We start from the raw sequence: 13,519 nt of genomic DNA, 5'->3' as shown, positions 1-13,519 counted from the left end.
GCGCACCTGCTGCGAGCTACGTCGACGAGTCCAGGTCTCCTGTGAGGTAGCGCTGGATGTTTGGTGCGACGAAGCGGACCACGTCTTCCTGATCCGCCGAGGCCAGGGGCTCGAGCCGGATCACGTAGCGGACCAGCATTAGCCCTACCACTTGCGTGGCCACAAGATTTCCGCGCACGCGTACTTCTTCGGGGGAACCTGGCAGCCCCGCCATGATCCGGGACAGGATGGTGCGGTTGACCATCTCGCGCATGAGTGCCGTCTTGGCTTTGGAGCCGATGGTTCCACGAACAAAGGCCACCAGGCCGTGCTGGGCGGGGCTTTCCCATAGCCGCAGTACGGCCCGGACAATCGCTTCCGCCCTTACGGTCGGGTCCAGGGTTTCGACGCCGGCAAGAACCTCTGCCGGGTCAGCGGGCAACTCCACGCTGGCGGCAAAAAGCTCGTCCTTGCCCCCGAAAAAGTGGTGCACCATGGCCGGATCCACTGATGATTCGCGGGCTACTTGCCGCAGGCTTGTCCCCTCGAATCCCTGCTCAGCGAACAGTTTCCGTGCAGTTGCGAGGATGGCTTCCCGCGAGTGATCTCCTGCGCTGCGGCGGCCTCGACGCGCCTGCGGGAGGCTCATCGGGTTTGCCGGCGAAGGGTCAGTGATGCCAGGACCAGGATTCCTACAACAATCCCGCCCATGATCAGGGCGTCCTGCCACATTACCGACGTGGCGTCGGCATTTCCGGCGATCTCCTGCAATGCGTCCACGGAGAACGTAAGCGGCAAAACGCCGGAGATTGCTTCCAGGACCTCGTTCATATCGTCGCGCGCCACGAACAAGCCGCACAACAGGATCTGGGGCACCACCACCACGGGCATGAACTGCACGGCTTGGAACTCGGTGCGGGCGAATGCTGAACACAACAGCCCCAAAGCGACGCCCAAGACGGCGTTGATGACGGCGATCATCACCACGAAGCCGGGACTTCCTTTGATGTCGAGGTCGAAAATCCAGTAGGCCACAGCCGTTGCCACCAAGGATTGCAGGGCGGCCATGATGGAGAAGGCCAGGGCGTAGCCAAACAACAGGTCTGCCTTGTGGATCGGGGTGGTCAGGAGGCGTTCGAGGGTCCCGGAAGTGCGTTCCCGAAGCATGGTGATGGACGTGACCAGGAACATGACCACGAAGGGGAAGATCGCAAGCATCATCAGGCCTACGCGGTCGAAGGTGCGGGGGAACCCGGGTGGGAGTGTTTCGTTCTCGAAGAGGAAATAGACGGCCGTCAGGAGCAGCGCCGGGACCACCAGGATCAACGCGACGCTCCGGTGATCGTGTCGCAGTTGTCCCAGGACCCGAGTTGTCGTGGCCAGCGTCATGCGGGGGTTCATGAAGTCACCTGGCTCTCTTCCTGGCCATGCTCCGCGGCTTTGATGATTGTCAGGAACGCCCGTTCCAGATCCTCGCTCCGGCCTCGTTCGGCCAGTTCTGCAGGAGTCAACTGAGCCAGCAGAAGACCATCGCGCAGCAGCAGCAGTGACGAGCAGTGGGATGCTTCCTCCATGACGTGGCTGGACACCAGCAGGGTGGTTCCGCCAGCAGCCATGGCGGCGAAACGCTCCCACAACTCGGCGCGGAGTACGGGATCCAGCCCCACCGTGGGCTCGTCCAGGACAAGAAGCCGCGGATGGGCCACCAGCGCGCAGGCAAGGGACACCCGGCTGAATTGCCCGCCGGACAGGTCCGCCGCCTTCTGGCGGGAAAATTCCTGAAGCCCGACGGCGGCAATTGCCTCCGCGGCATCAGCCGCCGTTGCGCCGTGCATGGCTCCGAAGTACCGAACGTTCGCTTCGACGCTGAGGTCTCCATAAACGCTCCCGCCTTGGGTGACGTATCCGACGTCGTGCCTGAGCGGTGGGGTGCCTGCCGGCCGGCCGAGGACGGTAACCGTGCCCCGAGTAATTCGCTGGACGCCGACGATAGCCCGCATGAGTGTCGTTTTGCCGCTGCCCGAAGGGCCCAGGAGCCCGGTGATGCGTCCGGCGTCAACCGTGAAGTCCAGGCCTCGCAAGATCTTGGTACGTGAACGGGAGACATGAAGTCCCGTCGCCTTGATGGCTAATGGTGCAGGTGTCATACGGGCCTCCGATGGCTCCATTAATTCACCAACTGATGAATTAAAACTAGATCCAGCGAAGATGCAGGTCAAGGGGCCCGCCAGCGAAGGGAGTCCTTGAAAATGTGTCCGCTATCACATAGGTTCTTCCCAAGCCGTGTCGTTGGGGTGCGGGTGGTACAGGGGGAATCATGACCAAGACCTTGAAGGGCGCCATCGGCGGCCGTGCCATCCGCGTGTTCGGCAGCGATCAACGCCTCCCAGCTGCAGGCGATCCCGTTCCGCTGGAGGGAACGGCGATCTAGTCTCAGGACAGAGTCTGCGGCCGGCCGGCCGCTGAGCCACGCCATCGCAGGATGACCAGCCGTTTGCGGCCAGGGGCTTCCAAACGCGACGGCGTGGCTCTTCTGTGTTCAAGCTGTCCCGGACGCCATCCGGCTTGGTTCAAGCGGCCCCGCCGGCAGCCGGTAGATTAGTAGGCAGTTGTTTTTGCCACATCTGCCATAGAAACGGATACGTACCCGTGGTCCTTCGCCTTTCCCAGCTGTTCCTGCGCACCCTGCGTGAAGATCCCGTCGACGCCGAGGTCGCAAGCCACAAGCTCCTGGTGCGCGCCGGCTACATCCGCCGCGCTGCACCCGGCATCTACACGTGGCTGCCGCTGGGGTTGAGTGTCCTGCGGAAGGTGGAGGACATCATCCGCCAGGAAATGTCCGCCATCGGAGCCCAGGAAGTCCACTTCCCGGCGCTGCTTCCCCGCGAGCCCTATGAGGCCACCAACCGTTGGACCGAATACGGCGAAGGCCTGTTCCGCCTCCAGGACCGGAAGGGTGCGGACTACCTCCTTGCCCCCACGCACGAGGAAATGTTCACGCTCCTGGTCAAGGACCTGTACTCCTCGTACAAAGACCTGCCGCTGAGCCTCTACCAGATCCAGAACAAGTACCGCGATGAAGCGCGTCCGCGGGCAGGACTCCTCCGTGGCCGCGAGTTCATCATGAAGGACTCCTACTCCTTCGACATTGACGACGCCGGCTTGGACGCAAGCTACGCCGCCCACCGCGGTGCTTACCTGAAGATCTTTGCGCGCCTTGGCCTGGAAGTCATTCCTGTTGCCGCCACCGCTGGTGCAATGGGCGGCTCCAAGAGCGAGGAATTCCTGTTCCCCACCGAGATCGGCGAGGACACGTTCGTCCGCTCGGCCGGTGGCTACTACGCCAACGTTGAAGCCGTGACCACCGTGGTTCCGGACGATATCGACTTCACCAACGCTCCGGCCGCTGAGGTCCTGGATACCCCGAACACCCCCACCATCGATACTTTGGTGGACGCCGCCAACCAACTCGCTCCCCGCAGCGAGGCCGACGGCGGCGCCTGGACTGCCGCTGACACGCTCAAGAATGTTGTCCTGGCCGTCACGCTGCCCACCGGTGAGCGCCAGATCGTAGTTATCGGCGTTCCCGGCGACCGCGGCGTGGACCTCAAGCGCGTGGAAGCCAATATCGGGTCCCACCTGCCCATCGCCGGCGAAATCGGCCTCGAGGCCGCCAACGAAGAGGACCTCAAGAAGCTGCCGTGGCTGGTCAAGGGCTACATCGGGCCTGGCCTGTCCCTCGAAGAGCCCGTCCTTGGCCTTGAAGGATCCTCCAAGGTGCTCTTCCTTGTGGATCCCCGCGTTGTCTCCGGCACCAGCTGGGTGACCGGTGCCAATGCCGAGGGCAAGCACGTTTTCGGACTGGTCGCCGGCCGCGACTTCACATGGGACGGCGTCATCGAGAGCACTGACGTGCGTGCCGGCGATCCCGCCCCGGACGGTTCCGGACCGCTTGAAACCGCGCGCGGTATTGAAATGGGCCACATCTTCCAGCTTGGACGCAAGTACGCTGAGGCCCTGGACCTGAAGGTCCTGGATCAGAACGGCAAGCAGCAGGTTGTCACCATGGGCTCATACGGCGTTGGCGTGACGCGTGCTGTCGCAGCCTTGGCCGAAGCAAACCATGATGACCGCGGCCTGGTGTGGCCGCGCTCCGTGGCTCCGGCAGATGTCCACGTTGTGGCAGTCGGCCGTGGCGATGAGATCTTCGAAGCCGCTGAAAGGCTCTCGGCTGAGCTTGAAGCTGCCGGCTTGGATGTCATTTTCGACGACCGCCCGAAGGTATCTCCCGGCGTGAAGTTCGGTGACGCCGAACTCGTCGGTGTGCCCACCATCCTGGCCGTTGGGCGCGGGCTGGTTGATGGTGTGGTTGAAATCAAGGACCGCCGCAGTGGTGAAGCCGAGAACATTTCGGTGGACAAAGCCGTGGATTACGTGGTCAACGCTGTACGAACCCGGTGATTTCCGGCTTCGAATCGATCCAGCTCACCACACTCATCCTGATTGTGGTGGCCGGATTCGCAGCAGGCTGGGTTGACGCCGTAGTTGGGGGCGGGGGACTGATTCAGCTCCCCGCCCTGCTGCTGGTCCCCGGCATCACGCCCGTCCAGGCCTTGGCCACGAACAAGATGGGCTCCATCTTCGGGACCACCACCAGCGCGGTCACCTACTACCGCCGCGTCGGCCCGGATCTCAAGACCGCGATTCCCATGGCGGTCATCGCACTCGCCGGGAGCTTCGGTGGAGCCATCCTTGCCGCGTCTCTTCCGCCCAGCGTCTTTAAACCGATCATTGTGGTGGCGCTGATCGCCGTCGCTGTTTTCACTGCCTTGCGTCCCAGCGCCGGTGAACTGACAGCGCTCCGCCACGATGGCCATAAGCATTACGTGGTGGCCTGCCTCATCGGTGCCGTCATCGGCTTTTATGACGGTCTGATTGGCCCTGGTACTGGCTCCTTCCTGGTGATTGCCCTCGTTTCGGCGATGGGTTACGCCTTCCTCGAGGCCAGCGCAAAAGCCAAAATCGTTAACATGGCAACCAATGCCGGAGCCTTGATCTTCTTCCTCCCGCACGGTTCATTGCTCTGGGGCGTGGGACTGGTCCTGGGTCTGGCTAACATGGCGGGCGGCTATCTCGGGGCCAGGACCGCCGTGGCAAGGGGAAGTAAGTTTGTACGCCTCGTTTTCCTGGTGGTGGTGGCGGCGCTGATCATCAAACTTGGCATGGACGTCTGGAATGAGAACTTCGCAGCATAGGACCGCTACGGCCTGCAGGACCTTGGTGTCAGGCCGCTTCGCCGGGATCGGGGAGATCATGGGGAGATGGCAGGTCCGCCAGCGTGCTGCCGGCGAGGGTGCTGGCGACCCATAAGGAGCGGGCAAGGTCTCCTCCATGTCCGGGCTTTGCGGCGTACCACAGAGCATTCTCCACCTCACGGGCGATGCTCCATTGGCGGGCAACTTCAGGGTCCAATCCAGCGGCGTGGCTGAAGTCCTGGCACCGCTCCAGCAACCCGGCCTCCGGGTCGGTCCGCGGAAGGTCGTGGATGCGGTTCCACAGGATGGGGGCGGCGGCGAACTCCGCCTCGCCTATCTGTGGTTGGGGATCTATGGCCAGATAGTCTCCGCGGAGGGACAGCCTTTCGGCAGTTGTGGTGGCAAGGATATTCATGAAGTGAAGGTCAGTGTGCACCAGGACATCCGTGCCGGAACGGCGTCCCACGGCCCCGCGCGTTTGGCACACCTCCAGTGCCGCCTCCAGCAGCCACCTGGGGAAGGGGCGGTCCAAGTGCTCCCACTCTGCGGGGAGTTCATCGCTCCACCGCTCGGCGGTCGCAGCAACATGCTCGAAAGCCCGCCACTCGAGTCGGTCATCAGGCTGGATCGAGAGCTTGCGCATGATCGCGCCCCACACGTCCCTGGCTTTATCCAATGGGGCGTCCTGGAGCCAGCGGGAGGCATCAAGGCGTTCGAGCAACATGGAGCAACTTGCGGCGTCGGACGCGAGGAGGCGAACCGCGCCGCGGCCATTCCAGAGCGCCAGCGCGTGGCGCTCCACCAGCGCTTCTTCATGGGGATAAGCGATCTTAAGGGCTGCGGGCGTGCCGTTCTGAAGAACCGGGACCACCAAAGCTCCATGACCATTCCAAGGCTCAGCGCCTGGTGCAAGGTCCACCGAGAGCTGCCAACGGTCCAGAGCCCCGGAGATGAGCCCCGGGAGGCTGGCGAGCCAATCCCTGCCCGCTGAGTCGCGGTTGTACCGGGCGTGGAGGTCGCCCGGAATGGGAATCATCGCGTGAAGGGTCACGCCAACAGCCTAACTCCGAGTCAACGCGAGCCTCCTAGAAAACGCCGCTCGCTCCCAACAGGGTTCCGATCGAGAATGTAGCGGCCAGCGCCAAAGCACCGCCGAGTACTACCCGGACTGCCGCGCGGAAGCGGGAAGCGCCACCTATCCATGCACCAACGGCGCCGGTGATTGCCAAGGCCAGGAGAACTGCGATGAACGTCAAAGGCACCCGCATCTCCTGGGGAGGAAGCAGGATGGCCAGCAGCGGAAGCACCGCTCCCAAGGTGAATGCCACGGCAGAAGCCAATGCGGCGTTCCAAGGGCTGACGATGTCGTCTTCATGGATATTCAGCTCGGCCGAGAGGTGGGCGGCCAACGCATCGTGTTCGGTTAGTTCCTGCGCAACGGCCCGGGCTGTCTTGGTGCTGAGCCCTTTGGCCTCGTAGATCGCGGCCAGCTCTCTGAGTTCATCCTCCGGTTGCTCCGCCAGTTCTCGTTTTTCTTTTTCGATCAACGCTTTTTGCGTGTCGCTTTGGCTGCTGACTGACACGTATTCACCCAAAGCCATGGAGATGGCGCCACCCACCAGGCCGGCGGTGCCTGCGGCGAGGATACTGCCCGTACTGGTCGTCGCGCCTGCTACGCCCACCACAATCGCGGCGACGGACACGATGCCATCATTGGCACCCAGAACTCCTGCCCGCAACCAATTCAGGCGGTGGGCCAGATCGTCCCGGTGGGGTTCGTTCTCGTGCGTGGTGGCAGTTTCTGTGGAAGCCATGCATCAAGCCAATCACTGGCAGTCCGCCGTGACCAGCATGGCTAGGCTCGCCTATCCGCCGTTGGAAGTGGAAGTGGCTGGAGTGGGCGTCGGCAGGGAAGGCAGCTCGCCGGCGTCGAGCATGAGTCCCGGCAACGCAGGGAGCGGCGCTCCCCAGGCAGCGCTCCTACGGGCAGCCGCCAGGAGGCAGTCAACGGCCCACATCCGGGTCTCATCCGTAGACAGTGCCACCAGATCACCGAGTCGAGGCAGGGAAGCAAGTTCCACGGAACCCAGGAAAGCAGCAGGGTCCTGGGCAAACTGTTCCGGCAGCCGGTAGCCCGCCTCGCCGGCAGGCGCGTCTGCGCAGTTGACGCTGATGAGCGATTCTGCCTGCTGGAGCAGTACCTCGTGCATTTGCAAGTACTTGGCAGCAGCCGCCGAGTTCGATGTGTCCACCCGCTTCAGTGCCACCTGGTAAACGTAGATCGCTTCCTGCTGCGAGCGAACCACCGCAGCCAGGGCGGTGTCGGTAGAAGCGGATGTCGGCTCCGGGGTCGGGCTCACTGACGGACAGGAGGCCGCCAATGGCGTCGCCGTAGTAGCTCCCGTGTCGGACGCCGCTGTCGTGAGTGGCAGCGGCAGCTGCCACTCCGCGGCCAGACTTTCCGCCTGAAGCAGCTGGGCGGTACCGACGGCGGCGAGCAGGCGGGCGATCCCGCCGTCGGCCTCACGGGCATCGTCCAGTCGCTTCTGCCCGCTGGCGGCCAACCCGGTCAGAAAAGATGCGCGGCTGGTTGGTTTGGCTGCACTCTCTTGATCAGCAGTGGCCGGAACAGCGGACGACGGGCCGCGGGACGTGACACCATTGGGGCCCTGCAGAGCCTGCGCATGGGTTGTCAGCAAAGTCACAGCGTCGCCGAGCGTCGGCTTTCCGGCATCAGAAGCAGACGCCTCCGCCAGTAAGGTGGCTGATTCCCGCAACCGCTGCGTGTCCTCCAGCGCCGCGACGCGGGCGGTTTCGGAGAAGGGAACCGCCGGGGGAGTGCCGGAATCACGCGGAATCAGCACCATTCCGGTACCCGCAACAAGCAGCGCCACCACGGCAACCAGCAAAACCCGGCCCCAGGGTGGTGTTCGTCTTTTTTCGCTTGTCTGCCCGTTCACAACAGACCATGGTGTCACGTGGACGGGGAAGTCCGTGCACCATGTTGCCGGGAAAATCGTTAGGCTAGTAGTCACAACAACATCTATCGGGAGGCGGCGGGCAACGTGAGTGACTCGGAAGCCACGACTTCAACAGACCGTTCTGAATCGAACTCAACGGCCACCATCCACAACCCGGAAGAGAGCAGGCTTAAGGCGCTGCTTGAACCGGCTGTCCTTGCCAGCAGGCTCTACCTCGAGGATGTTTCCATCCACGTTGCCGGTTCACACCGCACGGTCCACGTCGTCGTGGACCTTCCGCAGGAAGAGACCGGGGGCGTCAGCCTTGACGCCATCGCGGAGGTCTCCCGCGGGCTGTCCGATATTCTGGACAACGATCCCCATGACGATGGCCGTCCGTACGACCTTGAGGTTTCTTCCCCGGGAGTAGGTCGTCCCCTGACCGAACCGCGTCACTGGCACCGCGCCCGCGGCCGCATGGTCAGGGTCAACGTCATCCAAGGGGATAACCTCCTGGGCCGCATCGCCTCGGTTGGCGATGACGCAGTGACGCTCATCCCGGAGCACGAGGTCAAGAAGGGCATGAAGCCCAAGCAGGGCGAACCCATCACTATTCCTTTCGACAGGATCCGCCAAGGAAAAGTCGAGATTGAATTCAGCCACCTCCACGAGGCTGCGCTGGAAGACGAGCACAACGGACCTTCCGAGGAGGCCTAATGGATATTGACATGAGCGCACTGAGACTCCTGGAGCGTGAGCGTGAAATCCCGCTGGATCTCCTGATTCCCACCATCGAGCAGGCGCTGCTGGTGGCGTACCACAAGACGCCCGGTGCCTTCGAAAAGGCCCGCGCTGAACTGGACCGCAAGAGCGGTCACGTGACCATCTGGGCCACGGAAATCGACGACGACGGCGAGCCCATCGGTGAGTTCGAGGACACGCCGGCCGGGTTCGGTCGCATCGCCGCCAGCACCGCCCGCCAGATCATCTTGCAGCGTCTTCGCGACGTGGAAGACGACAATGTGCTGGGCGAGTTCAAGGGCCGTGAAGGCGAGCTTGTTGCCGGCATGATCCAGCAGGGCAACAACCCGCACATGATTCAGGTCAACCTTGGAGCTGTGGAAGCGTTGCTGCCGCCGCCCGAGCAGGTTCCTGGTGAGAAGTACCTCCACGGAAGCCGTTTGCGTGCCTTCGTGGTGGACGTACACCGTGGTGCTAAAGGCCCATCAATCACGTTGTCCCGCTCGCACCCCGGCCTGGTCCGGAAGCTGTTCGAAATGGAAGTTCCGGAAATTGCGGACCATTCCGTGGAGATCGTGGCCCTGGCCCGCGAAGCCGGTCACCGCACCAAGATTGCCGTTAAGGCGAACACTCCCGGCGTGAACGCCAAGGGTGCCTGCATCGGTGAAATGGGTTCCCGTGTCCGGGCAGTCATGACCGAACTCAACGACGAAAAGATCGACATCGTCGACTTCAGTGACGATCCCGCGACCTTCATCGCCAACTCATTGTCGCCGTCGCGAGTGAATTCTGTCACTATCACTGATGAGTCCACCCGTTCCGCCCGTGTGGTTGTGCCCGATTACCAGCTTTCACTGGCGATCGGGAAAGAGGGCCAGAACGCCCGACTCGCAGCCAAGCTGACCGGCTGGCGCATTGATATTGTCTCGGACGCTGCTCCGGCCAAGACGGACTAGCAGTTCAACCGGCGGCCACGCCGCCGGTTCCGCGCCGCGCTGGCGGCGTGCTTGGTTTCGGGAGTCCGGGGCCGGGGGGCTAGACTAGATGGAACCGGGCTTACGTCCGGTATCCGCGCGCTTTGGCGTGCCTCAGCTGCATGCGCAGGACCGGGGCCCGTCGGGTGCCAGTAGCGTAAGGCAGGTTGGACACGTCGTGGCTGAACTGCTTGAACATGGCCACGGGCCTGTTCGCACGTGCATCGGATGCCGGAAGCAAGGCTCCCGGTCCGAGCTTGTCCGGCTGGTCGCCCAAGGCAGCGGTTCGTCCGCTGTCCTGGTGGATGAACGACGCCGGATGGCCGGCAGGGGTGCGTGGCTGCACCCCAGCAAAAAGTGCTTGGCATTGGCGATCAAGCGGCGAGCTTTTGGAAGGGCCCTTACGGGTGCTTCGGATATAGGCGCCGTGGAACGATACCTGATGTCCGGTACGCCACTTGTGGAGGCTCAGGCCGCCACAGGAAAACCGTCCAAACCTGAAAGCGGGTCAGAAAACTGATGGAAACCCGATGAGTTCCCAGCGATGAGTGCGTAACGATGACAACTTTGTTGCGCTCTGCAATGGGCCTTTCAATCGCGCAAGCGGCGAAGGCCCGCAGTAAGAAGTAGACGGTTCGTGCCTGGCTCGGTGCGGACCGAGACAGGAGAAATGTGGCCAAGGTCCGCGTACATGAGCTCGCCAAAGAGCTCGGTATTACTTCCAAAGATGCAGTAACCAAACTGCAGGAATTGGGCGAATTCGTTCGCTCCGCCTCTTCAACCATTGAGGCCCCCGTCGTGAAGAAGCTTCGCGACGCCTACCCGGGTGCCGGCGCTGCGAAAGCCGCCGCACCCGCTGCAGCCCCCAAAGCTCCCGCAGCATCCCGTCCGGCAGCTCCGGCACCGGGTCCTGCAGCGCCGAAGGCTCCCGCCCCGGCGCCTGCAGCCTCCGCTCCGGCAGCTCCGGCCGCCTCTACACCGGCAGCTCCGGCGGCCTCTACACCGGCAGCACCAGCGCCGGCGGCCCCTGCGGCTCCTGCCGCATCCACCTCGGTTTCGGCCAAGCCCGGCGCCCGTCCTGCCCCCAAGGCAGAGACTCCGGCTCCGGCACGTCAAGGTGGCCAGGCTCCGCGTCCCGGCGGTCCCCGTCCGGGCAACAACCCGTTTGCTACGTCCCAGGGCATGCCCCGCGGCCGTGGTGGCGACGGAGACCGTCCGCCGCGTCCGGGTAACAACCCGTTTGCACCGTCCCAGGGCATGCCCCGAGGCGAACGCCGCAACGATGGCGAACGCCCCGGTGGCCCCCGTCCCGCGGCTGGCGCAGGCGGACCCCGTCCCGCAGCAGGTACCGGTGGACCCCGTCCGGGCGCACCGCGTCCCGGTGCACCCCGTCCGGGCGCACCGCGTCCCGCCGGCGGTCCGGGTGCCGGAAACCGTCCTACTCCGGGCATGATGCCCAACCGCACTGAGCGTCCGGCTCCCGGTGGCGCAGGCCGTCCGGGTGGCGCAGGCCGTCCCGGTGGCGGCCCCGGTCGTCCCGGTGGCGCACCTGGTGCAGGTACCGGTGGCGGAGCTCCCGCCGGCGGTGGCTTCGGTAAGGGTGGCCGCGGTCGCGGTGGCACCCAGGGTGCCTTCGGTAAGGGCGGCGCCGGCCGTGGCAAGCAGCGCAAGTCGAAGCGTGCCAAGCGCCAGGAACTGGAGCAGATGAGTGCTCCGTCACTGGGCGGCGTATCAGTACCCCGCGGTGACGGCGAGACCATCATCCGCCTGCGTCGTGGCTCGTCCATCACGGACTTTGCCGAGAAGATTGATGCGAACCCCGCATCGCTGGTAACCGTGCTGTTCCACCTCGGTGAGATGGCAACGGCTACGCAATCCCTCGACGAAGACACCTTCGGACTGCTTGGCGCCGAACTCGGCTACAAGCTCCAGGTTGTTTCACCCGAGGATGAAGAGCGCGAGCTGCTGGACCAGTTCGACATCAACATCCAGGATGAACTCGACGCCGAAGGCGACGACGTCCTCGAGGCCCGTGCACCGGTTGTCACCGTCATGGGTCACGTTGACCACGGTAAGACCCGCCTGTTGGACGCTATCCGCAACTCGAACGTTGTGGCCGGCGAGCACGGTGGCATCACCCAGCACATTGGTGCTTACCAGATCAGCCACGTCCACGAGGGCACGGCCCGCGATATCACCTTCATTGACACCCCCGGTCACGAGGCCTTCACGGCCATGCGTGCACGTGGTGCCAAGGTCACCGACATCGCGATCCTGGTTGTCGCAGCCGACGACGGCGTTATGCCGCAGACGGTGGAAGCACTCAACCACGCCCAGGCAGCAAACGTGCCGATCGTCGTCGCCGTGAACAAGATCGACAAGGAAGGCGCCAACCCGGACAAGGTCAAGGGTCAGCTGACTGAGTACGGCCTGGTTCCCGAAGAATACGGTGGCGACACCATGTTCGTTGAGGTCTCTGCCCGCCAGAACCTCAACATCGACGAGCTGATCGACGCTGTCCTGCTGACGGCCGATGCCGCACTGGATCTGCGCGCCAACCCGGACAAGGACGCTCGAGGCATTGCCATCGAAGCGAACCTCGACAAGGGCCGCGGTGCCGTTGCTACGGTCCTGGTGCAGTCCGGAACCCTGGCAGTGGGCGACACGATCGTGGCCGGTACGGCTCACGGCCGCGTTCGCGCCATGTTCGACGAGAACGGCGAGGCACTCGATGTCGCACTGCCGTCCCGCCCGGTCCAGGTCCTCGGCCTGTCCAACGTGCCGCGTGCAGGTGACACCTTCCTGGTGACCCCTGACGAGCGTACGGCCCGCCAGATCGCTGAGAAGCGTGAAGCTGCCGACCGCAACGCTGCACTGGCCAAGCGTCGCAAGCGCATCAGCCTGGAAGACTTTGACCAGGCCGTTGCCGAAGGCAAGATCGACACCCTTAACCTCATCCTCAAGGGTGACGTGTCCGGTGCCGTGGAAGCCCTCGAAGACGCCTTGCTCAAGATCGACGTCGGAGACGACGACGTTCAGCTTCGTGTCATCCACCGCGGTGTGGGTGCCATCACGCAGAACGACGTCAACCTCGCCACGGTGGACAACGCCATCATCATCGGCTTCAACGTCAAGCCGGCCGAGCGTGTTGCCGAACTGGCCGACCGTGAAGGCGTGGATATGCGCTTCTACTCGGTCATCTACGCAGCAATCGATGACATCGAGATGGCCCTCAAGGGCATGCTCAAGCCGGAATACGAAGAAGTCCAGCTCGGTACTGCCGAGGTTCGCGAAGTCTTCCGTTCTTCCAAGTTCGGAAACATCGCCGGCTCGATCGTCCGCACGGGCATCATCCGCCGTAACACCAAGGCACGTGTCAGCCGCGACGGCAAGGTCATCGGTGACAACCTCACCGTTGAGACGCTCAAGCGCTTCAAGGATGACGCCACCGAAGTCCGCACCGACTTCGAGTGTGGTATCGGTCTTGGCTCCTTCAATGACATCACTGAAGGTGACATCATCGAGACCTTCGAAATGCGCGAAAAGCCGCGTAGCTAGGTTCCGTTTGGAACGGGTCCGTCGGGTTGCCCCGGCGGACCCGTTCCTTCCC

Annotated in this window: 13 protein-coding genes; 6 read left to right on the top strand and 7 right to left on the bottom strand. The window is 63.6% G+C overall.

What is annotated here, in order from left to right:
- Nucleotides 1-16: 16 nt before the first annotated feature.
- Genes M1D89_RS15650 through M1D89_RS15640 form a run of 3 tightly spaced genes read right to left on the bottom strand, consistent with a single transcriptional unit; the run spans nucleotide 17 to nucleotide 2,126 of the window.
- The gene (locus M1D89_RS15650) at nucleotides 17-628 is read right to left on the bottom strand and encodes a TetR/AcrR family transcriptional regulator (RefSeq protein WP_498644842.1); all 612 of its coding nucleotides are present in this window, start codon (nucleotides 626-628) and stop codon (nucleotides 17-19) included.
- The gene (locus tag M1D89_RS15645; protein WP_498650969.1) at nucleotides 625-1,368 is read right to left on the bottom strand and encodes an ABC transporter permease; all 744 of its coding nucleotides are present in this window, start codon (nucleotides 1,366-1,368) and stop codon (nucleotides 625-627) included. Before M1D89_RS15645 ends, M1D89_RS15650 begins: the two co-directional genes overlap by 4 nt.
- Before the next feature lie 8 nt (nucleotides 1,369-1,376).
- Nucleotides 1,377-2,126 carry an ABC transporter ATP-binding protein gene (locus M1D89_RS15640; protein ID WP_498644840.1) on the bottom strand — a complete coding sequence of 250 codons (750 nt, stop codon included), beginning with the start codon at nucleotides 2,124-2,126 and terminating at the stop codon, nucleotides 1,377-1,379.
- Between the two features lie 502 nt (nucleotides 2,127-2,628).
- Between M1D89_RS15640 and M1D89_RS15635 the strand changes: the two genes are divergently transcribed.
- Together M1D89_RS15635 and M1D89_RS15630 are read left to right on the top strand one after the other, a co-directional pair.
- Nucleotides 2,629-4,440, top strand: a complete 1,812-nt coding sequence (locus M1D89_RS15635) for a proline--tRNA ligase (protein WP_498644838.1) — start codon at nucleotides 2,629-2,631, stop codon at nucleotides 4,438-4,440.
- Nucleotides 4,437-5,234, top strand: a complete 798-nt coding sequence (locus tag M1D89_RS15630; RefSeq protein WP_498644836.1) for a sulfite exporter TauE/SafE family protein — start codon at nucleotides 4,437-4,439, stop codon at nucleotides 5,232-5,234. Before M1D89_RS15635 ends, M1D89_RS15630 begins: the two co-directional genes overlap by 4 nt.
- A 28-nt stretch (nucleotides 5,235-5,262) precedes the next feature.
- Here M1D89_RS15630 and M1D89_RS15625 read toward each other — a convergent pair whose 3' ends face one another.
- The 3 genes from M1D89_RS15625 to M1D89_RS15615 are packed head-to-tail and all read right to left on the bottom strand — an operon-like array spanning nucleotide 5,263 to nucleotide 8,269.
- Nucleotides 5,263-6,270: an aminoglycoside phosphotransferase family protein gene (locus M1D89_RS15625; RefSeq protein WP_498650968.1), complete on the bottom strand. Its 1,008-nt coding sequence runs from the start codon at nucleotides 6,268-6,270 to the stop codon at nucleotides 5,263-5,265.
- Nucleotides 6,271-6,319: 49 nt separating this feature from the next.
- Complete coding sequence (locus M1D89_RS15620) at nucleotides 6,320-7,048, bottom strand: VIT1/CCC1 transporter family protein (RefSeq protein WP_498644834.1); 729 nt, start codon at nucleotides 7,046-7,048, stop codon at nucleotides 6,320-6,322.
- A 51-nt stretch (nucleotides 7,049-7,099) separates the two neighbouring features.
- Entirely contained in the window at nucleotides 7,100-8,269 is a 1,170-nt protein-coding gene (locus M1D89_RS15615; protein ID WP_498644832.1) for a DUF4439 domain-containing protein, read from the bottom strand.
- A 30-nt stretch (nucleotides 8,270-8,299) separates the two neighbouring features.
- Between M1D89_RS15615 and rimP the strand changes: the two genes are divergently transcribed.
- Nucleotides 8,300-8,911, top strand: a complete 612-nt coding sequence (gene rimP, locus M1D89_RS15610; RefSeq protein WP_419203385.1) for a ribosome maturation factor RimP — start codon at nucleotides 8,300-8,302, stop codon at nucleotides 8,909-8,911.
- Nucleotides 8,911-9,891, top strand: coding sequence for a transcription termination factor NusA (nusA, locus tag M1D89_RS15605; protein WP_011774271.1), 981 nt, complete (start codon nucleotides 8,911-8,913; stop codon nucleotides 9,889-9,891). The genes rimP and nusA overlap by 1 nt, the downstream gene beginning before the upstream one ends.
- A gap of 100 nt (nucleotides 9,892-9,991) precedes the next feature.
- Here nusA and M1D89_RS15600 read toward each other — a convergent pair whose 3' ends face one another.
- The gene (locus M1D89_RS15600) at nucleotides 9,992-10,255 is read right to left on the bottom strand and encodes a hypothetical protein (RefSeq protein WP_475039846.1); all 264 of its coding nucleotides are present in this window, start codon (nucleotides 10,253-10,255) and stop codon (nucleotides 9,992-9,994) included.
- Between M1D89_RS15600 and M1D89_RS15595 the strand changes: the two genes are divergently transcribed.
- Both M1D89_RS15595 and infB read left to right on the top strand, forming a co-directional pair.
- Complete coding sequence (locus M1D89_RS15595) at nucleotides 10,175-10,429, top strand: YlxR family protein (RefSeq protein WP_498650967.1); 255 nt, start codon at nucleotides 10,175-10,177, stop codon at nucleotides 10,427-10,429. The two genes, M1D89_RS15600 and M1D89_RS15595, sit on opposite strands and share 81 nt — an antisense overlap.
- 152 nt (nucleotides 10,430-10,581) lie before the next feature.
- Entirely contained in the window at nucleotides 10,582-13,467 is a 2,886-nt protein-coding gene (gene infB / locus M1D89_RS15590; RefSeq protein ID WP_498644829.1) for a translation initiation factor IF-2, read from the top strand.
- The last annotated feature ends 52 nt before the right edge of the window (nucleotides 13,468-13,519 follow it).

Source organism: Arthrobacter sp. D3-18 (assembly GCF_054408525.1).
This window is presented reverse-complemented; position numbering and strand designations above follow the sequence as displayed.

Excerpts from the sequence above, each read along its gene's own strand:
- M1D89_RS15645 (WP_498650969.1), bottom strand. The coding sequence starts at position 1,368 with ATGACGCTGGCCACGACAACTCGGGTCCTGGGACAACTGCGACACGAT.
- M1D89_RS15620 (WP_498644834.1), bottom strand. The coding sequence starts at position 7,048 with ATGGCTTCCACAGAAACTGCCACCACGCACGAGAACGAACCCCACCGG.
- M1D89_RS15650 (WP_498644842.1), bottom strand. The coding sequence starts at position 628 with ATGAGCCTCCCGCAGGCGCGTCGAGGCCGCCGCAGCGCAGGAGATCAC.
- M1D89_RS15625 (WP_498650968.1), bottom strand. The coding sequence starts at position 6,270 with ATGATTCCCATTCCGGGCGACCTCCACGCCCGGTACAACCGCGACTCA.
- M1D89_RS15640 (WP_498644840.1), bottom strand. The coding sequence starts at position 2,126 with ATGACACCTGCACCATTAGCCATCAAGGCGACGGGACTTCATGTCTCC.
- nusA (WP_011774271.1), top strand. The coding sequence starts at position 8,911 with ATGGATATTGACATGAGCGCACTGAGACTCCTGGAGCGTGAGCGTGAA.